The sequence below is a fragment of the Stakelama sediminis genome, assembly GCF_014199335.1.
Classification (GTDB): domain Bacteria; phylum Pseudomonadota; class Alphaproteobacteria; order Sphingomonadales; family Sphingomonadaceae; genus Sphingomonas; species Sphingomonas sediminis.
The window spans coordinates 213,246-238,474 of sequence record NZ_JACIJI010000002.1; the positions used below are offsets into that span (position 1 = coordinate 213,246).

A 25,229-nucleotide genomic window follows, 5' to 3' on the forward strand; every position below is an offset into this window, starting at 1 on the left:
GCGGGTGTAATGGATTTTATCGATGTAATAGAGTGTAGGTGCTCGGGGGCGTTCTCAAGAGACGTGAAAAAGTCTTGGCGATGTGTCGATCTGAAGGCTGCCGCCGGATACAAAATAAAGAAAGAGGAGACAGGAATGGCCAGTCTGGAACTGCTTAATTTTGAAGACCATGGGGGCTTGCAGCTTCAGCAGCCGACAGTTGGTGATCGGCATTTCATTCAGGTCGTTGCCGATGAATTCTCGGTAGCGGCTGCACACTGCCCGCTCTTTTTTGCGAAAAATCCGGAAACGGGGCGATTTTACACGGCTGCGCTTTTCGGCTTTCACCGAAACGAAAACCTGCTGGCCGCTTCAGGAGATGCTGGCGCAAGCTTTTGTCCGCTCGACATCGTACGTGAAGGGTTTTTCGTTTCGGACGACCAGATCGCGATCGATCCGGCGCATCCGCGCTTTCACAGCGGCGAAACGCTTTTCGACGAACAGGGGGAACCGGGCGAGGAACTGCGCAAGGTCCAGCACATGCTGGGGCGGTTCAAGGCCGGCCTGGAAGAAACGGATAGATTTATCGATACCATGCTTGAGCATAGGCTGATCGAGCCGATCGATATTGCGCTGCGTTTCGACGACGGAGAGAATTTATCTCTCGCCGGATTGTACAGCATTGGACTGGATTCGCTGAACGAGCTTGACGATGCTGCCGTGCTGGCGCTGTTTCGGAAAGGCTATCTGCAACTCGCCTATGCCATGATCGGTTCGCTCAAGCGTATTCCGGTGCTTGCTGCTGTCCGGAACCGTCAGTTGGCTGGGCAGCGATCCTGATCATGACCGGCGAAACGGTGCGTGACCTCGACGCTGGCGGAATAAACGACCCCGGCTGGTTCCGACGGAACGTGGTGGCCGACGTGCAACCGGTGGTGTTGCGCGGGCTATGCCGCGACTGGCCTGTCACCAGAGCGGCAGCACATTCATGGTCTGATCTGGTCAAGTATCTGAAGCAATTCGAGCGGGGGCAGACCGCACAGGCATTCGTCGGCAGACCCGCCATCGACGGACGCTATTATTACGGCGACGGGGCGGATGGTTTCAATTTCGAGCGGGAAGAGATGACGCTCGCGCAAGGGCTGGAGCGGATGGCGCTTGCGGCGCGCGATCCAGAACTATCTTCGGTATATTTGGGGTCGCTTCCCGCCGCCGGGATGTTGCCGGGCTATGCCGAAGCCAATCCCGCCGCGATTTTGGGAACGCCGGTGGAACCACGGCTATGGCTGGGAAACCGGTCGAATGTCGCCTGCCATTTTGATACGTTTGACAATCTGGCCTGCGTTGTTGCGGGGCGGCGACGTTTCACGCTCTATCCACCTGAAGTGACGGGCAGCCTGTATGTCGGCCCACTGGATCACACCATGGCCGGGCAACCGGTTGCGATGGCAGTCGGGAGCACGCCGGGTGATCCGCGCTATCCGCGCTTCGATGCGGTGCGTGATCGGGCGTTGACGGCCGAACTCGAACCGGGCGATGCACTCTATCTGCCAAAATTGTGGTGGCATCAGGTGGAGGCGACCGGACCGCTGAACCTGCTCGTCAACTATTGGTGGGATGCCTTCAGCGCGGGGCCGGATGCGCCCTTCACGACGATGATGCTGGCGATGATCGCAATTGCCGAACGTCCCGCGCGCGAACGGCAGGCATGGCGCGCCTTTTTCGATCATTATGTGTTTCGTCCCAACGGGCATCCGCTTGCGCATCTGCCTGAGGCAAAACACGGGATATTGGGGCCGCTCAAAGCGGGCAATTATCGTCGCGTCAGGACGATGGTCATGCAGTTGTTGCGGGGCGGCTGAGGCAGGCGGGGGCTGCTCCGTTGTTGCGCGTCAAGCCAGGTGGATTGCCATTATCCGGGTCCGGCATCGAGAGTGAAGCTGTCGACATCCAGATAGCCTGAACTGTCTTTCGGATTGTAGCAGAACAGCGCGAACTGCTCGCCCTGAAACGTACCCGTGCGCCATGCAAAGGCCAGCGGAAAGGGATTGCCGATCGCCTGCCAGTGAGTACCGTCCAGGCTGTAGGTGAAATGCCCCTTGTCGGTTTTGAAATCCAGCGCGGTGCGCAGCCACACCGTGTTGCCTTGGATCGCTTTGGGTGTCGTGTGGGCGATGTCCTTCGGCCCTTCAATCGTGTCCTCCGTCAGCGTCATGCCGAGGGTCGGCGCACCAGCGGGAGTGCGACCGACCGCCAGTTGTGCGCTATACTGGCCCAGCGTGCCAAAGCCGCAACGATCGCCGGGCTTCACATGGGTAATGTCAAGTTTGACCGTACCCCTGCTGCGTGGCCCCTGCGCCTTCTGGATCAGGCTGTTGCGAGCATCCCAGAACTGGTCAGCGATGGTGGGATGCAGGCGCAGATAGCCGGGTCGTTCGGTCAGCGACCAGCGGCTGTTGTCGGGATTGTGATTCCACTGCCATTGCAGGCCAAGCGTCGGTTTAGAGAAACTGTCGGACGTTGCCGGCACGGCGATGGGGAAGCCGTCGATCGGCTTTTTCGCATGCTCGGGCACGCGACCCGGCGCGGCAGGCGTGCCCCAGACCGGCCAGCCATCCTTCCAGAATACGGGGCTGATATTCGTCATCCGCCCGATGGCCCCTGAATCGCGCATGACGAAGCCGACCCAGCGCCCGTCGGGCAGGTCTACGACCGCGCCCTGATGTCCGCCGGTCTTGTCCGAAATCTGCTCATGTGTTTTCCAGGGACCGTACAGGCTTCTGGCGCGTGATACGGTCAGCGCCATGCGCGGCGGAATGGCGTTGAACAGATAATACCAGCCCTTACGCTTGACGATCTTCGATCCTTCGGCGCCCTTGATATAATAGATTTTTTTCGCGCCGGTGACGTGACTGAGCGTCTTGTTGAGCGTCAGCAGCGTAATCGTGCCGTCGGCATTATAGGAGCTGGCGATATAGGCGCTGCCGTCGTCATCGATGAACAGGCCGGGATCGAACGCCACCCGGTCGAGTTCGTGATAGCGCCACGGGCCCTTGATGCTTTTCGCATAATAGATCCGGGTATTTTGTCCGACCGGGGTTATCGCGATATAGAAGGTACCGTCGTGCCAGCGCAGACTGGCCGCGAAAAGCCCCTTGCGATAGGCATTGCCCTGCTTGAGGTCATATTGCGGCATCCCGTCGAGATGCGGCACGACATGCGTGGCTATCGTCCAGTTGATCAGATCTTTCGAATGCAGGATCGTGATTCCGGGCACGTCGACAAAGGTGGTGGTGGCGAAATAATAATCGCTGCCGACCCGGATGATGTCGGGGTCCGGATAGTCGGCATACAGCACCGGATTGCGATAGGTGCCATCCCCCTGATCCGAATGCCATAGCTGCGCGGTTGCCGGGGTGGTCAGCATGACGGCACCCAGAAGTGGTGCGACCAGCAGCGAGCGGAACGGAAGCGATATTTTCATAGTCAAACCTCGACGAGTTGCGGGCCGCGCAGCCTTGCGGTGCGATCGGGCGATAGCTGTACCTCAACCCGGTGATCGCCAAGCCAGACAGTGCGCATGCCGGGCAGGTCGCTGGTCAGGTGCGCTTCGATCAGTTGTCCGGCACCCCATGACAGGTCGATTCGGGTACGTCCGGGCGCCCGCAGTCCGGAAATCGAACCACGTGGCCAGATACGGGGCAGGGCGGGTAGCAGCCGGATATGGTCGTCACGCGCCTGTATCAGCATTTCCGCTATTGCGCGCGTACCACCGAAGTTACCGTCGATCTGAAAAGGCGGATGCGCATCGAACATATTGGGATAGGTACGATCGGGGCCCAGCAGGAATGCGAGGATGCGATGTGCGTGATCTCCTTCACGCAGCCGCGCCCACAGGTTGGCACGCCAGGCGGTGGCCCAGCCGGTCGACTCGTCGCCGCGCATGATAAGCGATTTTCGGGCTGCTGCCACCAGCTTCGGCGTGTCTTCCATATTGATCTGATCGCTGGGGAACAGGCCGTAAAGATGGGAGACATGGCGGTGATGCGGTTCCGGTGCCTGCGCGTCCCAGTCGAATTGCCATTCCTGCAACTGCCCCTCGCTGCCGATCTTGTTGGGGGCGAGCTTTTTACGCGTGGTCCAGAGTCGGGTCGCGAAACCGGAATCGGTTTTCAGGATCGATGCGGCCCGCGCCGTCCGGTCGAACAGATCGCGTAGAATCTGCATGTCCATCGTCGGCCCCGCGCATATGGAAGCGTTATGCGGATGCACATTTTCCGGTGAGAGCGAAGGGTTGGTGACCAGATATCCGGTGCGTGGATCGTGCATGAGCGTGTCGAGAAAAAACTGACATGCGCCGCGCAGCAGCGGATAAATCGACTTCAGATATTCGGCGTTTCGACCATAATCGTAATGATACCAAAGATGCATGCACAGCCATGCACCCCCGGTTGGCCACAATCCCCATTGCGCACCGTCGATCGGTGCCGTCGCGCGCCACAAATCGGTGTTGTGGTGTACCACCCAGCCGCGTGCGCCGTACATGGTGCGCGCGGTTCTGGCTCCGGTCACGGCAAGATCACGAACCATCGCGATCAGCGGTTCGACACATTCGCCAAGCGCCAGCGGTTCGGCCGGCCAGTAATTCATCTCCGTATTGATGTTGATCGTATATTTCGATCCCCAGGGGGGATTGGTGCTGTCGTTCCAGATGCCCTGAAGGTTGGCGGGCTGACTGCCAGGACGGGAAGAGCAGATCAGCAGATAGCGCCCATAATCGAAATAAAGGGCGGCAAGGGCCGGGTCATCGCTGCTTTCGCTCATCGCAATGCGCTGATCCGTCGGCCGGTCTGCCGCGGATGTACGTCCCAGATCGAGTTCGATCCGCCGGAACAAGCGGCGGTGCGCTGCGGCGGTATCGGAGGCGATCCGGTCGAAGCTCTTGCCGCATGCCCTTGCGACCTGCCCGGCGGCGATTGCAGCCGGGTTCCCACCGGTATCGTCGAAGCGGCGGTAACTGGTGGCCATGGCGAGCAGTAATGTTACCGAATCGGCACCGCGTACCGAGAGGCGATCGCCATCGGGGTGTATCCTGCCGTTGACCGCTGCCGCTTCGAGATGTGCGACGAAGGTCAGCGCGCCTTTGACGCCCTCCTGATCGCTGTTGCGTCCAGACAGGATGAGGCTTCGCCTGGTGGCGATTGCGTGCGCCTGTGGTTGCGGAGATTTCAGCGACAGGTCGCAATTGATCGATCCGGGCCGGTCGGTCGACAACCGGATCGCTATGACCTGATCCATGGGAGAGGCGACCACTTCACGCAGGAACGTGACGCCGTTGACAGTGAAACGCGTTCTGGCAATCGCTGCGTCGAGATCCAGTTCGCGCAGATAGGCGTCGGTACCGGACGAAATGCCGGGCATGTCGATCAGCAGATCGCCGACCGTCTGATAGTTCATCTGATGAAGCGGGGTCGCCATCACCTTCTTGTTGGCAAGCGCCTGTGCCTCAGCCCAGCGGTCGGCGAAAATCAGACGCCGGACATCGGGCAGATTCGCCTTTGCCTGTGGATTAACCGGATCATAAGGGCCACCGTTCCATAATGTGTCTTCGTTCAGTTGCAGCCGCTCCTGCACGGTGCCGCCGAATATCATTGCACCGATACGGCCGTTACCGACCGGAAGGGCTTCAACCCATTTTTGGGCCGGCTGCCGATACCAGAGTCGCTTGTCGTGCGTCGGAACCGTTTTGGAAAAACTCTCTACTGGAATGGCGATCGCGCCGGTCAACGCAACCGACTCTTTCAGTACCGACCGTCTGGTTTTCAGCATCGCGCCCCTCCCGACCGGACGGGGCATCGTCATTCGGCCCGCGCTTTCGATCTTCGCGGCCTATGCCAAAATATGGTAGCGCAAACAACCGCTTTGAGCAGACGATGATCTGTTAGTTTAGGGAGAGGCCGATGCCGCTCCCACCCTGACGACCGGGGCCGCCTGTACAAGGCTCTCGCATCCGGATGTCTGATGCGGTTGATTGTTGTGCTGGAGGCCCGAGCCGGAATCGAACCGGCGTACACGGATTTGCAGTCCGCTGCGTCACCACTCCGCCATCGGGCCGGAGCAGCGGGCAATGCGTTGGCCGCGCGTCCGTGTCAACCGTTTACGTGCATTTTGCCATTATGTCCGCTTGGCGGAAGCGCATGGGCGCGATACAAGCCAGCCATCCCGATAATGTGTATTGCAACGATAACACAGTTGTGCGAACAAGGATGGCATGATGAATCAGACCCCCGACCTGTCGAGCTTTGAAGCGATGCGCCGCGCGATGGTGGCGAGCCAGCTTCGTACCACCGCTGTCAACGATTCGCGCGTTGTCGAGGCGATGGCTGTGGTTCCGCGCGAACGGTACGTGCCGGAGGCGCTGCGCGCGATCTGTTATCGCGACACGCAACTCGCACTGGCCAATGGCCGCTTTCAGAACGCGCCGATGGTCACCGGGCGCCTGCTCACAGAAGCGCGGATCAATGCTCAGGATACGGTGTTGCTGATCGGTGCGGCGGGCGGATATACTGCGGCTGTGCTGGCACTGCTCGCCAAAAAGGTCGTGGCGCTGGAAGAAGATGCCGATCTGATCGCGGATGCGAAGGCTGCACTTTCGGGTATCGCCAATGTCGAGCTGGTCGAGGGGCCGCTTAACAAGGGCTGGCAGGCCGCTTCTCCCTATGACGTGATCGTGGTCGACGGTGCCGTCGAGGTTCTGCCCGAAGCGATTGTCGCGCAGGCGAAACCCGGTGCCCGTATCACCACCGGTACGGTCGATCGCGGGGTTACGCGCCTGGCCTATGGCACGAAGACCGAAGGCGGATTCGGTCTGTTCGATTTCGCCGACGCCGATTGTGTCGTCCTGCCCGGTTTTGCCCAACCGCGTTCATTCAGGTTCTGAGACCAATGCGGGGGGGGATTTCACCATGGATGCTCGGTGCGGCGCTGGTCGCCATGACGGGCTCGGCACATGCGGAAACGCTGCGCGACGCAATGGCCCGCGCCTATAAGTCGAATCCCGATATCAATGCCGCGCGATCCGATCTGCGCGCCACGGATGAGGGCGTGCCGCTGGCGAAATCACAATCCCTGCCGCAATTGAACGCGACCGGGGGGTATACCGAAAGCATCCTGACGGCAACGAACAGCTATTTGTCCCCGCCGCGTCAGGCCGCTGCGCAGGCGCAGCTTTCCATTCCCATTTATCAGGGTGGAGCGGTCAGGAACGGCATTGCCGCCGCGGAAACCAGGGTGAAGGCGGGGCGTGCAACGTTGCGCGGCAACGAGTCGAACCTTTTTACCAACGTCGTCGCCGCGTATATGGACGTCATTCGCGATTCCGCCATCGTCAAGCTGAACGAGCAGAACGTTCATGTGCTTGAGGTTAATCTAAAGGCGACGAAGGACCGGTTTGAGGTGGGCGACCTGACCCGCACCGATGTCGCCCAGTCGGAAGCCCGGCTGGCGCAGGCGCACGGGCAGCTTCGCAATGCTCAGGCCCAGCTTATTACCAGCCGCGAAAACTATATCGCGGTGGTGGGCGTCGCCCCGGACGATTTGCAGACGCCGCCGCCTTTGCCCAATCTGCCGAACAGCCCGGCAACTGCCGTCGATGTTGCGCTCAAGGAAAATCCAAGCCTGATCGCGGCACGCCGCAACAGGAAGGCAAGCGCCTATGACGTCAGCGCGGCCAAGGCGGCACGCCTGCCCAAGGTTAGCGTAGTGGTCGGCGGAAGCTATTACAATTATCTCAATTCCTTGCCTGATCTGGCTCGCGATGCCGGGGTGGACAATTCCGGCACGGCGGCGCAGGCGGGGGTTCAACTGACCCTGCCGATTTTTCAGGGCGGACGTCCGGCCGCACAGGTGCGTCAGGCGAAGGCGCGCGAGGGCGTGGCACTCGAGCAGGAAACCTCGACCGAGCGCACGGTGATTTCGAAAACGCGTTCGGCCTATGCCGCATGGCAGTCGTCGGAGGATCTGATCAAGACCTCGCAAGTGGCGGTGAAGGCGAACCAGTTGTCGCTAAAGGGCGTGCGGGCGGAAAACAGCGTCGGAACGCGCACGATCCTCGATATCCTCAATGCCGAGCAGGAACTGCTCAACTCGCAGGTCGATCTGGTGACGGCGCAGCGTAACGCCTATGTCGCCGGGTTCGCGCTGCTCGCCTCCATGGGGAAAGCGGAAGCAAAGGATCTTGGGCTGGACGGCGGCGGCCTCTACGATCCGACCGTGCATTACAACAAGGTGCGCGGTTCGTTTTGGGACTGGAATGACGGGCCACCGGTTCAGGCAGTGGGCACCGGGACCGCCGATACCAAGCCGCAAACGGCCGATGTCGAGGGTGGCCTCGACCCGGAAATGCAGACTCCGGCAGCACAAAAACCTGAATGACGTCATTAGGCCGTAAACCCATAAACGGCAGCATCGCGGTTTGAGTCAAAATGGCGTGGTGCAAGGAGGAAAGGCGCAGGAATATGTCAATATTTCCAGACTTTTCGACGCCGTACCGGGCCATTTTGGTCAAATCCCGCAGGGACGCCCAAATGGCTTCCATCTCGAACCGAACGCCGCTTGCAAAGGCAAAGAGCCTTTGCCGCGCGTCGTTCGGCCCGATCTGTTCGCCATTTGGGCGCCTCGACGGTGCCGTTTATGGGTTCACGGCCTAATAGGGCGTTGACACGGGGGCGCTTCATCCCGCACTTGACGTCATGTGAACATTGGTCCGGCTTTTTCCGAGGATACCGGCATGGGGGATATCAGTAACGAAACGTCGATGGAGGATATCCTCTCGTCGATCAAACGCATCATCGCCGAAGAGGGCGGTAGCGTGCGCAAGTCGCGTGGTCGTGCTGCGCCCGCCGTGCAGGATGCCGTTGATGACGATGAGGGCGGCCCGGTCGACGCTCGCGATCCCGCCGACGCCGTGCTGGAACTGCGCGAAGCTGTCGAAGAGGCGGTGGCGAATCAGGATCGTCTGCCACGCCATGCCATTTCAGCGCCGCCGGTCGAAGACTATCCTCCGGTCGCGGAAGAAGAACCTGACCAGCCGGTTGAGGTGCATGAAGAAGTGCATCGTGAGGAACCGGCGAAGCCTGCTTCCCCTGAAACGATCCTGTCGCAACGAACTGCCGAGGCCAGCCGTGGTTCGCTGGAAGCCCTGTCGCGTCTGATCGTGCGTCCTGAAACGCCGGGCAGCGATACGCTGGAAGGACTGGTACGCGAAATGCTGCGGCCGATGCTGCGCGAATGGCTCGACACCAACCTTCCCGCCATGGTGGAGAAAATGGTCGCGCGCGAAATCGCCCGCATCACCGCCCGCGAAGGTGGATGTTAAAGCAACTTTTATAGTCGTTTGCGGGTTATAGACCGCATGAACGACGATCGATACGATCAGGATGCCACCAGCGGTGATATGCCTCCCGCGCCGTTGATCGAGGATTCGACGCCGCCGGCAAAGGCGCATGCCGATATATTTTTTGCGGCGGTGAAAACGACCCGTATGCCGATGATCGTTACAGATCCGGCACGCGAAGATAACCCCATTATCTTCTGCAATGCCGCGTTCGAGCGGATGAGCGGATATCAGCAGGCGGAGATTGTGGGCCGCAATTGTCGATTTCTGCAAGGGCCGGAAACCGACAAGGCAGTCATCGACCAGGTGCGTCAGGCCGTTGCGCGCCGTGAGGAACTGGCCGTCGATATCCTCAATTACCGCAAAAACGGCTCTACCTTCTGGAATGCCTTATTCGTTTCCCCGGTGTTCGGGAAAAATGGCGACCTGTTATATTATTTCGGCAGCCAGCTCGACATTTCCCGGCGCAAGGAAGCCGAAGAGGCGCTCCATCAGGCGCAGAAGATGGAAGCAGTCGGCAAGCTGACCGGCGGCATTGCGCATGATTTCAATAACCTGCTTCAGGTCATCCTCGGCTATGTCGATATGCTGGAATCGCGGATCGACGAAGATAACCGTATTGCCCGACGCGCGGTGGACGCGATCGGCACGGCGGCCAATCGCGGTGCGCAACTGACCCAGCAATTACTGGCCTTCGCTCGAAAGCAGGAATTGCGTGACCGTCTGCTCAACCTCAATACGCTGATCAGCGATTTCGAAGCGGTAGTTGAACGGAATATCGGTGATGGAGTACGGTTGCGCAGGGAGTTTTCGGACGATCTCTGGAATTGCCGGATTGATCCCGTTCAGGCGGAAATGGCGCTCCTCAATATCCTCAGCAACGCGCGCGACGCAATGGACGGCGACGGAGAGGTCGTGATCGCTACCCAGAATGTGGTGGGTAACGAAGACGGGATGCCGTCCGACCTTTCATCGGGCGAATATGTCCGGCTGACCGTCACCGACAATGGTCCGGGTATCGATGAGGCGGTCGCCGACAAGCTGTTCGACCCGTTCTTTTCGACCAAGGAAGTGGGGAAGGGCACCGGGCTGGGCCTGTCCATGGTCTATGGCTTCATGCGGCAGTCCGGCGGACTGGTCACGGCCGAAACCATGCCCGATGGCGGCGCGCGCTTCGCCCTTTATTTCCCGCGCGCACGCGGCATCATCGAACCGACGCGAGAGGCGCAGGATCACACCGTGGGCGGTGGCGAACATATCCTGATGGTCGAGGACCAGCCGCAGGTTGCCGAGATGGGACAGGCGCTGCTGGAAGATCTGGGCTATAGCGTCGTGCATGTCGCCAGCGCATCCAGAGCGCTCGATTTGCTACGCGACCGGTCGGATTTCAAGCTGCTGTTCACCGATATCGTCATGCCAGGCGGGATGAGCGGCGTCGCGCTGGCCCAAATGGTGCGGGAGGAATATCCGAAACTGCCGATCCTGCTGACCACCGGCTATTCGGATCGCGCGCTGGATGAAGACAGCCGCGCGTTCGAATTGGTGCGCAAACCCTATCGCCGCGCCGATCTGGCACAGAAGATCCGGCAACTGATCGACGGACCCACCGGCGTATCCTGATACGGGTGCTTGTCATGGCGCGCAGGCGCGGTATTGCATCGCGCCATGACCGAATTGCCCAAAACTTTCGCCCCGGCTGAAATCGAACAGCGCTGGTATACGCATTGGGAGGAGAACGGCCTGTTTCGGCCCGACCGTCCCGATGCCGATCCGTGGACGCTGGTGAACCCGCCGCCGAACGTGACCGGCAACCTGCATATCGGCCATGCGCTTGACAACACGTTACAGGACATTCTCGCCCGCCATGCCCGGTTACAGGGCAAGGATGCGCGCTGGGTGGTCGGCGTCGATCACGCCGGTATCGCCACGCAGATGGTGGTCGAGCGGCAACTGAATGCGCAACAGCAGAAGCGCACCGACTTCACCCGCGAGGAATTCGTGGAGAAGGTCTGGGCGTGGAAGGAAGAAAGCGGCGGTGCGATCACCGGCCAGTTGCGGCGGCTGGGCTGTTCGATGGACTGGGCCAACGAACGCTTCACCATGGACGAGGGCTTTTCGAAGGCCGTTCTGAAGGTGTTTGTCGACCTGTATAATCAGGGCCTGCTCTATCGCGACAAGCGGCTGGTCAACTGGGACCCCGGCCTGGGCACCGCGATCAGCGATCTGGAGGTCGAGACGAAGGAGGTGCAGGGCAGCTTCTGGCACTTCCGCTATCCGCTGAGTGACGGGTCGGGCCATATCGAGGTGGCGACGACGCGCCCCGAAACCATGCTCGCCGATATGGCGGTGGCGGTGCATCCCGACGACGAACGCTATACCGCGATGGTCGGCAAGACGGTGACGCTGCCGATCACCGGGCGTCAAATTCCGATTGTGGCCGATGAACATGCCGATCCCGAACTTGGGTCGGGTGCGGTGAAGATCACGCCGGGGCACGACTTCAACGATTTTGAGGTGGGCAAGCGTGCCGGGTTCAAGCCGGGTGAAATGCTCAACATGCTCGATGCGAAAGCGAAGGTCATCCAGACGAGCGATGGCCTGATCCCCGACGCTTTTATCGGCCTGTCGCGGGAGGATGCGCGCAAGGCGGTGGTCGCGGCGATGAAGGAAGGCGGCTTCCTGATCCCGCATGTCGATAAGGACGGCGCGGAGCATGATGCGGAGCCGCGCACGATCCAGACGCCGTTCGGGGACCGTTCGGGCGCGGTGATCGAGCCCTGGCTGACCGACCAATGGTACGTCGATGCCGAAACGCTCGCCAAACCGGCGATCGAGGCAGTGCGCTCCGGCAAGGTCGAGGTCGTGCCCAAAAGCTGGGAAAAGACCTATTTCAACTGGATGGAGAATATCCAGCCATGGTGCGTCTCGCGCCAGCTTTGGTGGGGGCATCGGATACCGGCCTGGTATGGGCCATCGCTTGAAGACGATGGTCTCAATGTTTCTGTTCTTGGTGGTTTGGCGACAATGCCTGGTCTCAAGGTTTTTGTTGCAGTGGATGAACGAGAGGTTCTTCGTCAGGCTAAAGAATATTACGGGGCTGATTGTGATGTTCAGATTGCCTCCTCAATGTCCTCAGGCAATCGAGAAATCTTAGCACATCAGACGCCAGCGAATGCAGTCCGGATTTGGCAGGACGAAGACGTCCTCGACACGTGGTTCTCCTCCGCCTTGTGGCCGTTCGCGACGATGGGCTGGCCGGACGAAGGCGAGTGGCAGCAGCGCTATCCCAACGATATCCTGATTTCGGGCTTCGACATTCTGTTCTTCTGGGATGCGCGCATGATGATGCAGGGGCTGCACTTCATGGGCGATGTGCCGTTCAAAAAGCTCTATCTGCACGGCCTTGTCCGCGCTGCCGACGGCGCGAAAATGTCGAAGTCGAAGGGTAATACCGTCGATCCGCTCGGCCTGATCGACCAGTATGGCGCCGATGCGCTGCGCTTTTTCATGGCGTCTATGGAAAGTCAGGGCCGCGACATCAAGATGGATGAAAAGCGCGTCGAGGGTTATCGCAACTTCGCGACGAAGCTGTGGAATGCCGCGCGCTTCTGCCAGTCGAACGGCATCGGGGCGAGCGCGCATATCGAGCCGCCACAGGCCGATCTTGCCGTCAACCGCTGGATCATTGCCGAGACGGTGGAGACGGTGCAGGCGCTGGACCTCGCGCTGGCCGATCTGCGTTTCGACGGTGCCGCGAACGCGATCTATCAGTTCGTGTGGAGCCGCTTTTGCGACTGGTATCTCGAACTCATCAAGCCTGTCCTGAACGAGGATGGGGCAGGGGCCGCCGAAACGCGCGCGGTCGCGGGTTGGGTGCTCGACCAGATTCTCGTCATGCTGCACCCGTTCATGCCCTTCATCACCGAGGAACTGTGGCATGCGCTTGGAGAGCGGCCCTATGACCTGATCGTCGCCAAATGGCCGATGGCGGATGCGCGTGCGCTCAACCCCGAGGCGGCGAAGGAAATCGACTGGCTGATCCGCCTCGTCAGCGAAATCCGCGCCGCACGTACCGAACTCAACGTGCCGCCGAGCGCACGCATGGCGGTGCATGTCCGCGATGCAGCAGAACAGACGACGCAGCGGTTGACGCGTCAGCAATCGGCGCTCGCGCGGCTGGCGCGTGTCGACCTGAATGACGGCGATGCTCCGGCTGGCGGCGCGGTGCAGGTGGTGTTGGATGAGGCGACTTTTGTCCTGCCGCTGGAAGGCGTGATCGACCTTGACGCCGAACGTGCACGCCTGACCAAGGCGATTGCCGCGACGGAGAAGGAGCGCGACAGCCTTGCCAAGCGTCTCGAAAACCCGAACTTCGTTGAACGAGCCAAACCCGAAGCCGTGGAAAAGGCGCGCGCCGACCATGCCGAAAAGGCCGCAGAGGCCGAACGGCTACAGGCTGCGCTGTCCCGGCTGGGATAGCGTAGCCGCTATCCGCTGATCGCGTATATGACCTGCAGCCGGACCGTCGTTTCAATCGGCGCTGGCGTGGTCTTGATCGCGACCGGCGGCGGAGGCGGCGGGGCCGGTGGAGCATGTGCTTCGGTCACGACGATATCGTTATAGGCGATACGTGCCGCGCCATTGCGGACCGACAGGATATCGCCCAGCGTGACGTGCGATCCGCCGGCAATCGCCTGCGCCTGTGCGCGTGCATCATCCATCGCCTTGGCAGTCGCGCGAGTGCGGGCCTCTTCGCTATTGTTCAGTTCATAGGACTGAACCGAGGCGTTTTCCGCCCCCAGCCGTCCCGCAAGCCCGACCGCGGTTGCCGCGTCAGCAACATCCTTGCTGCGCACCGTGGTCGACAGCGTGGCGACATATCCGGTAATCGCGCACGGTCCCGTGGAAAGCGATGCCGTGCTGTTATAGTTGCTGATCCGGCATTCCCCGGCGCGTGTGACGGCGATATTGACGGTTCCGGTTTCGACCTGCGCGCTGTTTTTCAGAACGCCGGTCACGCCATCGACAATCGCCTTCTGCTTTGCAACCAGCGCTTTGGTCGCCGCATCGGCGGTCGTGCCCTCGCCACGCACGGTAAAGCGAATGCTGGTCAGGTCGGGCGGCGTCATCACCTGCCCGGTGCCCTCCACCACGATTGTTCGCTGACGGGCACCTGCTTCCTGTGCCTGTACCGGTGTGGCCAGCATCAGTCCGACTGCCAGCAATCCGCTATATTCGATTATCGCCATCCCCCCTGACTATTGGTGGGGAACATCCTGCGTCGATCAAAGGGCGGGTGCAATGACCTCAATCACGCCTGCCGCGATTCGGGCGCGGACCGGGGTGCGCGCCAGCACTTCCCCGTCGATGGATATCGGCAGGGTAGGATGCGTGGAGACTTCCATATCCTTGCCGCGGAAATCGACGACATCCTCCCGCCGCGCGGGAAGGCGCAGCACGCTCGCCACCCAGTTCTTGACCAGTCGGCTGCGGACATTGCCGCGTACCGCCTCCACGACGATTTCGCCACTGTCCACTGTGGCGGGATCGACCAGCATCGTGCCGCCGTGAAAGGGACCGTTGGAAATCCGCACCTCGACCGCGCGCACGCTTTCTTCCCATCCGTCCCTGCGTACGGTCAGCAGAAAGGGTTTGAACTTCGCATATTGCAGCGCCGCCCAGGACAGATAGCCGACACGGCCGAGATAGCGTTTCAGCCCGTTGGGCACCGTTTCGGCAATTTGCGGGCTGATCCCGATTGCCGCGCAATTGGCGTAATAATCATCGTCGATCATGCCGAGGTCAATCCGGCGCGGTGCACCCTTCGCCAGCACCCCGACCGCGCCTTCGATATCGAGCGGGATTTCCAGTGAACGCGCAAAGCTGTTGGCCGTGCCCAGCGGCAGCACGCCCAGCATGGTGTCGGTGCCGACGAGATGGTCGACCAGCCCGCTGATCGTGCCGTCGCCGCCACCCAGAATCATCAGGTCCGGTTTCTTGTCGAGCAATGCCTGCATCGTTTCATCGAGCTTTTTCGGGTCGCGTACCGCGCGGGCATCGACCGGATAGGGCAGGGCACGCATCGCCTGACACGCCTGTTTAAACTGGGCGCGTCCCTTTCGCGACTGGGCGTTGACGATCATGGCGGCGGAATGAATTGTGCGCATTGCACTCAATAACGCATAAAAAGGAATTAGTGCCCAGTCGTACCGACTTGAAAGCGACACGCGGCAGGCGCAAACGGTCGGGTATGACTGTTTCCTATCCGCATCTTCGCCTTCGCCGTACCCGCACCGCCGACTGGAGCCGCCGGATGCACGCCGAAACCGTGCTGACGCCCGCCGACCTGATCTGGCCGCTGTTCATTACCGATGGTGTCGAGGAAGAGCCGGTCGCCAGCCTGCCGGGTGTATCGCGCTGGCCGATTGCGGGAATCGTCGAACGTGCGAAGGAAGCACGCGACCTTGGCATCCCGTGTATCGCGCTGTTCCCCAATACGCCGCACGCTCTGCGCAGCGATGACGGGCGGGAGGCGTTTAATCCCGACAACCTGATGTGTCGTGCCGTGCGGGCGCTGAAGGATGCGGTGCCGGAGGTCGGTGTGCTGACCGATGTCGCGCTCGATCCCTATACCAGCCACGGTCACGACGGCCTGATCGACGCTGCCGGCTATGTGATGAACGATGCCACCAGCGAGGTCTTGGTACGGCAGGCGCTGGTACAGGCCGAAGCGGGCGCCGACATCATCGCGCCCAGCGACATGATGGATGGCCGGATCGGTGCGATCCGTGCGGCGCTGGAAAGCGACAGTCATATCAACGTCCAGATCATGGCCTATGCCGCCAAATATGCGAGCGCCTTTTACGGGCCGTTCCGCGATGCCGTGGGCAGTCGCGGGCTGCTTCAGGGCGACAAGAAAACCTATCAGATGAACCCGGCGAACAGTGAGGAGGCACTGCGCGAGGTCGAACTCGACCTGGCCGAGGGGGCCGACAGCGTGATGGTGAAGCCGGGGCTGCCGTATCTCGACATCGTCGCGCGTGTGAAACAGGCTTTTGCCGTGCCGGTCTTCGCTTATCAGGTGTCGGGCGAATATGCGATGCTGGAGGCTTCCGTCGCCGCGGGAGCGGGCGAACGCGACGCGCTGGTGATGGAAACGCTGATGGCGTTCAAGCGGGCGGGGTGCTCGGGCGTGCTCACCTATCATGCTGCCCATGCCGCGCGCCTGATGGGCGCGTGATAGAGACCGAGCGCCTGATCCTGCGGGCATGGCGCGATGCGGATCGTGCCCCCTTTCATGCCATCTGTTCCGATCCGCGTGTCATGGTCCATCTCGGGCCGTTGTTGTCGCGGACGGAATCCGATGCGGGTATCGACCGGATGCGCGGACATCTCGCCGCCCATGGCTATTGTTTCTGGGCGGTCGAAAAGCGGGATGACGGTGCGCTTCTCGGCTTTTGCGGGTTGAAGCCCGGAGCCGAGGGAACGCCGCTGGAAGGGGAGGTCGAAATCGGCTGGCGGTTCGGCTTCGGTCATTGGGGATACGGCTATGCACGCGAAGCAGCGCAGGCGAGCCTCGACTGGGGCTGGGCGAACAGCGATGCGCAGCGGATCGGTGCGATCACGGTGCAGGCGAATGCACGAAGCTGGGGGTTGATGGAGCGGCTGGGCATGACGCGTGCGCAAGGTGGGTTTGAATATCCCGGCATGCCCGACGACAGCCCGCTTAAATCCTGTATCGCCTATTGGATCGACCAACCTGCGGGATCGTAAGCGCGGTCAGCTATCTGTAATATTTTCGAGAGTGTCGAGTTCCTGAGTCCGACTGGTGTCCTCCGCTTCGGCGTGGGCAATGGCCTGATCGAGCTTCGGATAGGGCTGATCGCCCGCCTGCGCCCGCGTAATCGCCAGTTGTTCCAGCGCGACAAACGGTTCCAGCATCGCCGCGCGATACGCGTCGAGCGTCGCCAGTGCCTGTTGCGCATTCAGCCACGCCGGAGACCCCTGATCGACATTTTGTCCTGCGGTGATGATCGGGCGGGCGTCGGCCATCGCATTGTCGAATGCGTCGGTGGCCGAATCGAACTGCTTGGTCAGTGCCGCGATCTTGTCGTCCAGCGACATGTCGGGCGTCACCACCGGTGTCGGTTCGGGCTTTGGCGGGGCAAGACTTTGCTGTTCTACCGCCCGGGGCAACAGTGACGGATAGCCCGACCGGGATGCGGCACAGCCGCCGATCAACAGGGCAGGGATCAGGACGATGCACGCGCGTTTCATGATTTCGCTCTATGCAGGTCAGAAACCTTGCGCAATGGGGTTGCATCGTTTGGAAAGCCGCTCTATGTGCCCACTTCCGCTGCGCGCCCGTAGCTCAGCTGGATAGAGCATCAGACTACGAATCTGAGGGTCGGACGTTCGAATCGTTCCGGGCGCGCCAATGAAAGCCCCGCTAAGTCAATCACTTGGCGGGGCTTTTGTTTTTCCAGACATAACGTCATTCCGACTTTTTCGAAGTGGTCTGTGCGCGGCGGTCTATCGCTCCCGCATCCGTTCGACTGAATCGAGGATGCGCACTGCGGCCATGACGACCGCCACCGGGCATGCGGCGAAGAGCAGCTTGCCGCCGATACCCGGATATTGCTGCATGTAGACCAGCCCGCGCTCTACCGCGCCCAGCGCAAGGACATAGATCACCATGAACGCTTCGAACTTGGTCTTGATGGTGAACAGGCGGGCGAGTTTACGGAACATGGCAAAAGGTTAAGCAAGGGCCGGGCCAGCCCTGCTTTTCTGCGGATTTCACATTATCAGTTATGGTTAACTGTCAAATAATCCGACAAGGTCGAGCGTTTCGAGCAGTGCCGCATGGGCGCGTTCGATACTGCCGATCAGCGCCGGGTCGTTGATCGCATCATATGCGATTTCGGCGGGCCAGTGCGCTTCCACCACCGATGTAAGGGCGTCCAGCTTTGCGTCGTCGACAAGGAAGCGCGGATCGACCATCGCGGGATCGGTGACGACCCTCAGACGCAGGCAGGCGGGGCCGCCGCCATTTGCCATGGACTGCCGTACATCGACCACTTCCAGGTGGCGGATCGGACCGTTCCCGGCGACCAGCTTTTGCAGATAGGCCCACACCGCTGGCGTCTCGCGCGCTTCTACGGGAAGGATCAGCGCCATCGCGCCATCCGGCAAAGTCACAAGCTGTGCGTTGAACAGATAGGAAGCGATGGCATCGTTCAGGCTGACCTCGGCGGCAGGCACCTCGACAATCTCGACATCGGGCATCCGTTCACGCAGATCGGTGAAGAACCGGTCGCGATTCTCGAATGCCTGCTCGTGCGCAAACAGCACGCGTTCATTGGCGACCGCGACCACGTCGTTATGGAAGGCACCGGCAGCGATTGCGGCTTCGGATTGCTGCACCAGCAGCACCGATGCCGGATCGAGGCGATGTGCCCGCGCCACCGCTGCGCTCGCCTCGATATGCTGGCGCGCGGGATAGGGGCCGCCCGCGACCCCATAGACGAACACCTCTACGCCGGGATGGTCGTGCGATGGGCACAGGCGCATATGGTTGGCCGCACCTTCGTCCCCGAACGGCGGCGGCACCGGGCCATGGACGGCAAAACCCTCACCAGCGAACGCCATGCGAAGCTGGGCCAGCGTCGAATACCATTCATGGCTGCGGTGCGGCATGGTCATCAGGTTGGCGACGGTCAGGTGACAGCGCCCGTCCACCGTATCGGGCGCGGGCGACACGGTTGCCGCATTGGCCGCCCACATCGCCGATGCCGACAGCGCCTGCGCCTGTAAATGCGGGCTTGCTTCGGCATAGCGGGTAGCCAGCGACTCCAGCCAGCCATGGTCAGGGCGCGGCGGCGGCACGAACAGCCCCTGCGTCAGGCCCAGCGCCAGATTGGCGCGCATCTTGGCGATACCTTCCAATGCGGCGGCACGCGGTTGCGACGTCCGGCCGCGATTGTTCGTGGCCGCCAGATTGCCGGGGCTGAGGCCGGCATAATTATGGCTGGGGCCGATCAGACCGTCGAAGTTGATTTCTACAAGCGCCATAGTCTCTTACCGCGCAACATGGCTGATGGTTGCGCCCGGCTCGACACCCAGTGCCTCGATCCCCGCGGCATCGACGGTCATGCCATCGCCATCATGCCCGATCCGTCCATAGGCGGCGCGGAAATCGGCCAGCTTGCCGGTCGAAAGGATCGCGTCCGCATCGCCGTCACCAACGGCGTGAATGATATCGTCCTGCGCTGCGCGGATCGTCTTCACCTGATCGGTGCGGGCCAGCATCGTCGGTCCGCCGTCGAAAATATCGACATATTGCTCATAGGCGAAACCTTCCTTTTCCAGCATCCGCATCGCCGCGCGACCCGATGGATGGGGCAGGCCGATCACCTGACGCGCGGCATCCGACAGCATGGCGATATAGACCGGGTGTTTGGGCATCAGATCGGCGATGAACTGGTTGCCGTGGATGGCGTTGAATTCGTCCGCTTCCTGAAAGCTCATGCCGAAAAAGCGGCCTGCGACCCCATCCCAGAAAGGCGATCCGCCGCTTTCGTCGATAATCCCGCGCAGTTCCGCCAGCACCCGGTCGGCAAAGCGCGCACGGTGCGCGCGGATGAAAAGATAGCGGCTGCGCGCCAGCAACATGCCCAGTCCGCCCGCGCGTTCATTGGGATGGAGGAAAAGGCCGCCGACTTCCGAACACCCCTCCAGATCATTGGTGAGGTTCAACAGTTCGGCGCGGAACGTGCGGTTCAGCGCCTCGCTATGCTTGGTCAGCGTGCCGATGCGATAGGAGTAGAAGGGCCAGCGCTGTCCGACCTGCGTGAAAATCTGGCAGGTACCGCGCACTTCGCCGGTGGCGACGTTTTCGAGTACCAGCACGAACAATTCGTCGGCCAGCGTATCGTCGGTGCGTTCGAACGCCTGATGGCTGCGCTCCAGCTTTCCGCGCAGTGCGTCGCGGTCGGGCGGCAGGTTGGTGAATCCCCCGCCGGTCAGCTTCGCCATCTCATACAGCGCCTGCAAATCGCTGTCGCGCGCAGATCGGATGCGAAAGCTCATACGTGCCCCCGTTCGGCGATACGGAGAATGGTAAGCGCCGACAGGGCAGCGCGTTCGGGCAGGCTTTCGGGGATCATGAACTCGTCCGATGAATGAATGGCGCCGCCGCGTGCACCCATGGTGTCCACCACGGGCACGCCGCAGGCGGCGATATTGTTGCCGTCGCACACACCGCCGGTGGCGCGCCATGCGATATCGAGCGACAGGTCGGCACCCACTTGTTTCACCAGTCCAAAGAGCTTTTCGGCCCCGGCATCAAGCGGTTTGGGCGGGCGGTTGAAGCCGCCATGCACTTCGATGGCGACGTCGTGTTTTTCGCGCACAGCGGCAACGGCGGTTTCGATGGCCCTGGCTGCCCGATCGATTTCCTCCTGCGCCGCGGGACGGAAGTTGACGCGCAGCACGGCGAGGTCGGGCACGACATTATTCGGGCCGCCACCGTCGATCCGCGCCGGGTTCACCGACAGGCGCGGGCTGCGCGCCTCTGCGAGCCGCAGGGCGATATCGGCGACGGCCAGAATGGCATTTCGGCCGTCATCGGGATTGCGTCCGGCGTGCGCGCTCTTGCCGCGTACCACGATCGAGAAATTGCCGGTGCCGCCGCGCGCACCCGCCAGTGTGCCGTCGGGAAGCGCAGGCTCATAGGTCAGCGCTGCCACTTTACCCTTTGCCGCGCGCGCCAGAAGCGAGGCGGAGGAGAAGGAGCCGGTTTCTTCGTCGGAGTTGATCACGACCTCATAGCCGATGCGCTCCGCAAGCGGCGTCGTCTCCACCGCCTTCAGTGCAGCAAGCAACAGCGCCAGACCGCCCTTCATATCGGCGGCCCCCGGTGCGTTCAGGCTGCCGTCGTCCAGCCAGCGGCTCTCCTGAAACGGATGATCGACCTGAAACACCGTGTCCATATGGCCGGTGAACAGCATCTGCACCGGTGCATCGGGCCGTACCATCAGATGAAGATGCCGGCCATGTTCCAGTGCTTCTACAGTACCGTCGGGCCGCACTGTTTCCACGGCATCCGGTTCAACCAGCGTCAGGGTGCCGGGAAGTGTCGAATAGGCGTCTGATATCAGTCCGGCCATCGTCGCCAGACCCTTCAAATTGCGCGTCCCGCTGTTGACGGCCACCCATTGCCGGACCTCGTCCAGCATCGGCATGTCGCCAATCCTCTCGATCGCGCTTCGTTCATTATGCGATAGCGTCATGCCCACGCTCTAGGGGGCAAACGCAATCAGGACAATGGCTGCATCAGAACTGATAGACCACTGACGCGCGACTGGTGGTATCGGTTGTCTGGCTGCCTGCCGGTGGAAGGCTTTCATACTGGACCTGATAGGAAAGCTGTCCCGATACCGGTCCGAACAATTTGGCGTTTAGCGACGATGTGGTCGCCACTGTGCTGTTGGCCGATTGAAGATAGGCCGACGCATCCTGATGAAAGCTCATCGTCGAAGATAATTTCCAGTCCATCGACAATGACCCGCGCGCGGCGATGTTCGACTGGTTCGTATCGTCGGTAAAGTTGGTGTAGCGATAGGCGGGGCCGAGTTCGAGGTCGAGTTTCAGGGAAGGGCGCTTGATGGCGCTGTAGCCAGCGCCTGAAGAAACCGAGTAGCGGTCATAAAACCCCAGAAAACGGTCGCTTTCATATTGGGTGGCGCCATAGATGTAGAGCCGTGAATTGACCTTGTAGTTCGGTTCATAGGCCACGAGATAATGTTCGCGCGAGACCACGCCGTTACTCTTTTGGTAATCCGCGAGCATATGCAATTTATGCCGCCACTTATACCCGTCGCGCTCCACGTCGATGGTGCCGGTGATGCCGATATTATTGGTGTTGCCGGTGGTCAGATAGCCGCCGAGCGTGATTTTGCCGGTGACCAGGTCGAAAAAATTTGCCTGCTGCAAATGACGCGTTGCCTTGGCAGTGCGTTTTGCGCTCCAGTCGTCAGCCAGCTTCTTCGCCGCAGCAGCTCCTTCGGGATTTACCGAACGGGCATATTTAATGATGGTCGCAACATCGCCCTCTTTTCCTGCCGCCATCGCTGCCTGCAGCATGGAGTAGATGCTGGGCGGAATGCGCGATATCAGGTCATCTTTCTCTTTCTTCCTGTCGTTGGGGCTCGCATCTGAATCACCGGTATCAGCATGGGCCAAAGGCGCCATGGTGCCGGCAAGCAGGAGAGACAAACAGAAGAGGGTCGAAGTGCGCACCGCTATTTTCTATGCCGCAGGGACGGTTTCGCCAACCCTATTCTCGCTGCAATGCGGCAAGCGGTTGCGCAAAAATTTCGAACAGCTCTTTATATAATGCCCGCTTGAAGTTGACGATGGAGACCGGCACTTCATTTGGTTCGGCCCATCGCCACGCCCGGAATTCGGGATGCGGTGTCTGAATGTCGACATCATGGTCGTCACCGAGAAAGCGAAACAGGAACCAGTGCTGGCGCTGGCCGCGATATTTGCCTTTCCAGATTTTGCCGACCAGTTCGTCGGGGAGGTCATAGGTCAGAGGTTCCGGTGCCTGCGCGACCAGTTCGACCTTGTCGGGGGCGATGCCGGTTTCCTCCTGCAATTCACGCAGCGCGGTGGCCTGTGGATCTTCGCCCGTATCGATCCCGCCCTGGGGCATCTGCCAGGCCTCCAGCGTCGAATCGAGCCGCTGGCCGACGAAGATACGTCCCTCACGATTGACCAGCATGACGCCTGCGCAGGGACGATAGGGAAGGGATTTTGGGTCGGTCATGCTGCTGCCTGTACGATTACGCGGTCCGCTTCCGCCTCGACCAGCATGTCCTTCAGTGCCCGGAGCGCGCCTGCAACATCGGCCTGACTCGACGGAATGGCCTTTCGGATGGTGATGAAGCCATGGATATTACCCTTGGCCTCCCGAAATATGGTGGCGACACCGGCCTGCGCCAGTCCGGCTGCATAGGCACGCCCCTGATCGCGGATCGGGTCCAGGCCGGCGGTCAGCACCACGGCAGGCGGCAATCCCGCCAGCGTATCGACCATCGGGGATCCGCGCCGATCGGTGGTGTCTGCCTGATACGCCTCGTCGAACCAGCGCATTGCCTCGCGGGTCAGAACATGACCCTCCGCGAACTGACTGAAAGAGGGGTAGGCGGTATTGAGGTCCGCCGCCGGATAGATCGGGAATTGCGCAATCACCGGCACCGCCGCAGGGGCGTCGCGCAACGCCATGGCGGTACTGATGGTCAGGGCGCCGCCCGCGCTGTCGCCCGCCAGCACCAGACTGGTCACGCCGCGCCCCAGCGTGTCCGATGCCTGTGCGGCCCAGCGTGCCGCCGCCTCGCAATCGTCAGGAGCCGCAGGCCATGGATGTTCGGGTGCCAGCCGATATTCGACCGAGAGCACGGGTATGTCGAGCTGGCGCGCGGCCTCCGCGCAAAAACTTGCATGGCTGTCGATATTGCCGATCACGAAGCCGCCGCCGTGGAAGAAGACCATTATCGGTCCCGGCTCCCGGCTTTCGCGTGCGTCGAACAGCCGAGTCGGAATGTCGCCCGCAGGTCCGGTCGCGATAAAGTCCTGCATCACGGCCAGATCGCCCACCGGCATATCGGCCAGATCGCGCATGGCATTATATTGCGCCCGCGCCGCCGCTGCGTCCATTTCATGCATCCGCGGTCCCGGCATCGCGTTCACATAGTCGAGAAACGCGCGGACATCGGGACGCACATAGGGTTCTGTCATCATTCTCTCCTTGGTCGCAGGCGTGGCGAAACGGATCGCAACCGCTTAGGTAGTGAGGATGATCGCCGTCGTCCATCACCCGGCCTATGTCGCACCGGCGCCCGCACGCAGCACCTATCAGTGGAACAAGAACGGTCTGGTGCGCGACCTGTTGCGCGGACTGGGCGAAACCGTGCTGTGGCATGAACCCGAAGCGATGCCGACGCGCTGGCTGGAGGCAGTGCACGATCCTGAATATGTTGCGGAGGTGCTTGCCGCATTGGTGCCTCCCCCCAAGATGCGCCGCATCGGCTTTCCAGTGACACCGGAGGTTGCCCGACGCGCGGCGATCGTTCCGGGCGGCACCTGGCTTGCCGCAAAGCTGGCGCTCGCACATGGCTATGCCGCGAACAGTGCGGGGGGCAGCCATCATGCGCTGGCCGAAACGGGGGCGGGTTATTACATCTTCAACGATCTGGCGATTGCCGCTGTCCGGCTGGTGGAGGAGGGCGATGCCGCCCGCGTGCTGATCGTCGATTGCGACGTGCATCAGGGGGACGGGACGGCCTCACTGACGGCCGGACGCACCGATATCGCCACCTATTCGATCCATGCCGAAAAGAATTTCCCGGCGCGAAAGGCGCGCTCGACACTGGATGTCCCGCTTGCCGACGGCATGGGGGATGACGCTTATCTCGCCAAACTTGCTGAAACTCTGCCGCCGCTGGTCGATCACTTCGCGCCCGACCTGATCCTGTATCAGGCCGGAGTGGATCCGTTTGAGGGCGACCGGCTGGGGCGGCTGTCGCTTACCCGGCGCGGGCTGTGGCAGCGCGATTACTCGATCGCGGCATTTGCAAAAATGCGGGGTATCCCGCTGGCCAGTGTGCTGGGCGGGGGATATGGCGTCGACGCGATGGAAGTGTCACGTCGCCACGTTGCCTCAATCCGGGCGCTTGCGTTGGGCCATGAAAAACCCGATCTTGATGCCGACAGGATTTTTCTACCTTTAGATGCGAGCGAAGCGGGCGTAGAGGGGGCGCCCATCCTTGCAAAATCATGACAAGCAGGA

The 25,229-nt window shown here is 61.3% G+C and carries 22 protein-coding genes and 2 tRNA genes; 11 read left to right on the forward strand and 13 right to left on the reverse strand.

The genetic code is table 11. The features are described 5' to 3' along the window. The first annotated feature begins 9 nt into the window (after nucleotides 1-9). Complete coding sequence (locus tag FHR23_RS07635) at nucleotides 10-819, forward strand: SapC family protein (RefSeq protein ID WP_246359769.1); 810 nt, start codon at nucleotides 10-12, stop codon at nucleotides 817-819. A gap of 2 nt (nucleotides 820-821) precedes the next feature. Further along, a complete protein-coding gene (locus tag FHR23_RS07640) occupies nucleotides 822-1,841 on the forward strand; it encodes a cupin-like domain-containing protein (protein ID WP_184002555.1) in 1,020 nt (339 codons plus the stop codon). A 50-nt stretch (nucleotides 1,842-1,891) separates the two neighbouring features. Here the strand turns inward: FHR23_RS07640 and FHR23_RS07645 are convergent, their stop codons facing one another. The 3 genes from FHR23_RS07645 to FHR23_RS07655 all read right to left on the reverse strand — a co-directional run bounded on the left by FHR23_RS07645 (nucleotide 1,892) and on the right by FHR23_RS07655 (nucleotide 6,093). After that, nucleotides 1,892-3,463 carry a glycoside hydrolase family 43 protein gene (locus tag FHR23_RS07645; RefSeq protein WP_246359770.1) on the reverse strand — a complete coding sequence of 524 codons (1,572 nt, stop codon included), beginning with the start codon at nucleotides 3,461-3,463 and terminating at the stop codon, nucleotides 1,892-1,894. Nucleotides 3,464-3,465: 2 nt separating this feature from the next. Next, nucleotides 3,466-5,808, reverse strand: a complete 2,343-nt coding sequence (locus FHR23_RS07650; protein ID WP_184003226.1) for a glycoside hydrolase family 95 protein — start codon at nucleotides 5,806-5,808, stop codon at nucleotides 3,466-3,468. A 211-nt stretch (nucleotides 5,809-6,019) separates the two neighbouring features. After that, a tRNA-Cys gene (locus FHR23_RS07655) sits at nucleotides 6,020-6,093 on the reverse strand. 157 nt (nucleotides 6,094-6,250) lie between these two features. Here FHR23_RS07655 and FHR23_RS07660 point away from each other — a divergent pair. The 5 genes from FHR23_RS07660 to FHR23_RS07680 all read left to right on the forward strand — a co-directional run bounded on the left by FHR23_RS07660 (nucleotide 6,251) and on the right by FHR23_RS07680 (nucleotide 13,852). After that, the gene (locus FHR23_RS07660; protein WP_184002557.1) at nucleotides 6,251-6,919 is read left to right on the forward strand and encodes a protein-L-isoaspartate O-methyltransferase family protein; all 669 of its coding nucleotides are present in this window, start codon (nucleotides 6,251-6,253) and stop codon (nucleotides 6,917-6,919) included. 5 nt (nucleotides 6,920-6,924) lie between these two features. Then, nucleotides 6,925-8,412, forward strand: a complete 1,488-nt coding sequence (locus tag FHR23_RS07665; protein WP_246359771.1) for a TolC family outer membrane protein — start codon at nucleotides 6,925-6,927, stop codon at nucleotides 8,410-8,412. Nucleotides 8,413-8,767: 355 nt separating this feature from the next. Beyond that, nucleotides 8,768-9,355, forward strand: a complete 588-nt coding sequence (locus FHR23_RS07670; protein ID WP_184002559.1) for a DUF2497 domain-containing protein — start codon at nucleotides 8,768-8,770, stop codon at nucleotides 9,353-9,355. 36 nt (nucleotides 9,356-9,391) lie between these two features. After that, nucleotides 9,392-10,993, forward strand: coding sequence for a histidine kinase famiy protein (locus FHR23_RS07675; protein WP_221227427.1), 1,602 nt, complete (start codon nucleotides 9,392-9,394; stop codon nucleotides 10,991-10,993). Between the two features lie 45 nt (nucleotides 10,994-11,038). Continuing rightward, on the forward strand, nucleotides 11,039-13,852 hold the full coding sequence (locus tag FHR23_RS07680; protein ID WP_184002564.1) for a valine--tRNA ligase: 2,814 nt from the start codon (nucleotides 11,039-11,041) through the stop codon (nucleotides 13,850-13,852). An 8-nt stretch (nucleotides 13,853-13,860) separates the two neighbouring features. Here the strand turns inward: FHR23_RS07680 and FHR23_RS07685 are convergent, their stop codons facing one another. Together FHR23_RS07685 and FHR23_RS07690 are read right to left on the reverse strand one after the other, a co-directional pair. Then, complete coding sequence (locus FHR23_RS07685) at nucleotides 13,861-14,622, reverse strand: SIMPL domain-containing protein (protein ID WP_184002567.1); 762 nt, start codon at nucleotides 14,620-14,622, stop codon at nucleotides 13,861-13,863. 36 nt (nucleotides 14,623-14,658) lie between these two features. Then, nucleotides 14,659-15,540, reverse strand: a complete 882-nt coding sequence (locus FHR23_RS07690) for a diacylglycerol/lipid kinase family protein (RefSeq protein ID WP_246359772.1) — start codon at nucleotides 15,538-15,540, stop codon at nucleotides 14,659-14,661. A gap of 83 nt (nucleotides 15,541-15,623) precedes the next feature. Between FHR23_RS07690 and hemB the strand changes: the two genes are divergently transcribed. Beyond that, nucleotides 15,624-16,613, forward strand: a complete 990-nt coding sequence (gene hemB, locus FHR23_RS07695; RefSeq protein ID WP_184002569.1) for a porphobilinogen synthase — start codon at nucleotides 15,624-15,626, stop codon at nucleotides 16,611-16,613. Further along, nucleotides 16,610-17,146, forward strand: a complete 537-nt coding sequence (locus FHR23_RS07700; RefSeq protein WP_184002571.1) for a GNAT family N-acetyltransferase — start codon at nucleotides 16,610-16,612, stop codon at nucleotides 17,144-17,146. Before hemB ends, FHR23_RS07700 begins: the two co-directional genes overlap by 4 nt. A gap of 6 nt (nucleotides 17,147-17,152) precedes the next feature. On the opposite strand, the gene FHR23_RS07705 is transcribed toward FHR23_RS07700, so the two are convergent. Further along, complete coding sequence (locus tag FHR23_RS07705; protein WP_184002573.1) at nucleotides 17,153-17,650, reverse strand: hypothetical protein; 498 nt, start codon at nucleotides 17,648-17,650, stop codon at nucleotides 17,153-17,155. 83 nt (nucleotides 17,651-17,733) lie between these two features. Between FHR23_RS07705 and FHR23_RS07710 the strand changes: the two genes are divergently transcribed. Then, nucleotides 17,734-17,810 (forward strand) — tRNA-Arg (locus FHR23_RS07710). Nucleotides 17,811-17,905: 95 nt separating this feature from the next. On the opposite strand, the gene FHR23_RS07715 is transcribed toward FHR23_RS07710, so the two are convergent. From FHR23_RS07715 to FHR23_RS07745, 7 genes are all read right to left on the reverse strand, one after another. Then, nucleotides 17,906-18,124 (reverse strand): hypothetical protein, encoded by a 219-nt coding sequence (locus FHR23_RS07715; RefSeq protein WP_184002575.1) that lies wholly within the window; start codon nucleotides 18,122-18,124, stop codon nucleotides 17,906-17,908. A 66-nt stretch (nucleotides 18,125-18,190) separates the two neighbouring features. Continuing rightward, nucleotides 18,191-19,447 carry an N-succinylarginine dihydrolase gene (locus FHR23_RS07720; protein WP_184002577.1) on the reverse strand — a complete coding sequence of 419 codons (1,257 nt, stop codon included), beginning with the start codon at nucleotides 19,445-19,447 and terminating at the stop codon, nucleotides 18,191-18,193. Nucleotides 19,448-19,453: 6 nt separating this feature from the next. Beyond that, a complete protein-coding gene (locus FHR23_RS07725; protein ID WP_184002579.1) occupies nucleotides 19,454-20,464 on the reverse strand; it encodes an arginine N-succinyltransferase in 1,011 nt (336 codons plus the stop codon). Continuing rightward, nucleotides 20,461-21,666, reverse strand: coding sequence for a hydrolase (locus tag FHR23_RS07730; RefSeq protein ID WP_184002581.1), 1,206 nt, complete (start codon nucleotides 21,664-21,666; stop codon nucleotides 20,461-20,463). Before FHR23_RS07730 ends, FHR23_RS07725 begins: the two co-directional genes overlap by 4 nt. A gap of 43 nt (nucleotides 21,667-21,709) precedes the next feature. After that, nucleotides 21,710-22,675: a DUF481 domain-containing protein gene (locus tag FHR23_RS07735; protein ID WP_343043060.1), complete on the reverse strand. Its 966-nt coding sequence runs from the start codon at nucleotides 22,673-22,675 to the stop codon at nucleotides 21,710-21,712. Between the two features lie 37 nt (nucleotides 22,676-22,712). Then, nucleotides 22,713-23,207, reverse strand: coding sequence for an RNA pyrophosphohydrolase (locus tag FHR23_RS07740; RefSeq protein ID WP_184002583.1), 495 nt, complete (start codon nucleotides 23,205-23,207; stop codon nucleotides 22,713-22,715). Continuing rightward, nucleotides 23,204-24,178 (reverse strand): alpha/beta hydrolase, encoded by a 975-nt coding sequence (locus FHR23_RS07745; protein ID WP_184003236.1) that lies wholly within the window; start codon nucleotides 24,176-24,178, stop codon nucleotides 23,204-23,206. The genes FHR23_RS07740 and FHR23_RS07745 overlap by 4 nt, the downstream gene beginning before the upstream one ends. A 58-nt stretch (nucleotides 24,179-24,236) precedes the next feature. On the opposite strand from FHR23_RS07745, the gene FHR23_RS07750 reads away from it, so the two are divergent. Continuing rightward, nucleotides 24,237-25,220, forward strand: a complete 984-nt coding sequence (locus tag FHR23_RS07750; RefSeq protein WP_184002585.1) for a histone deacetylase family protein — start codon at nucleotides 24,237-24,239, stop codon at nucleotides 25,218-25,220. The last annotated feature ends 9 nt before the right edge of the window (nucleotides 25,221-25,229 follow it).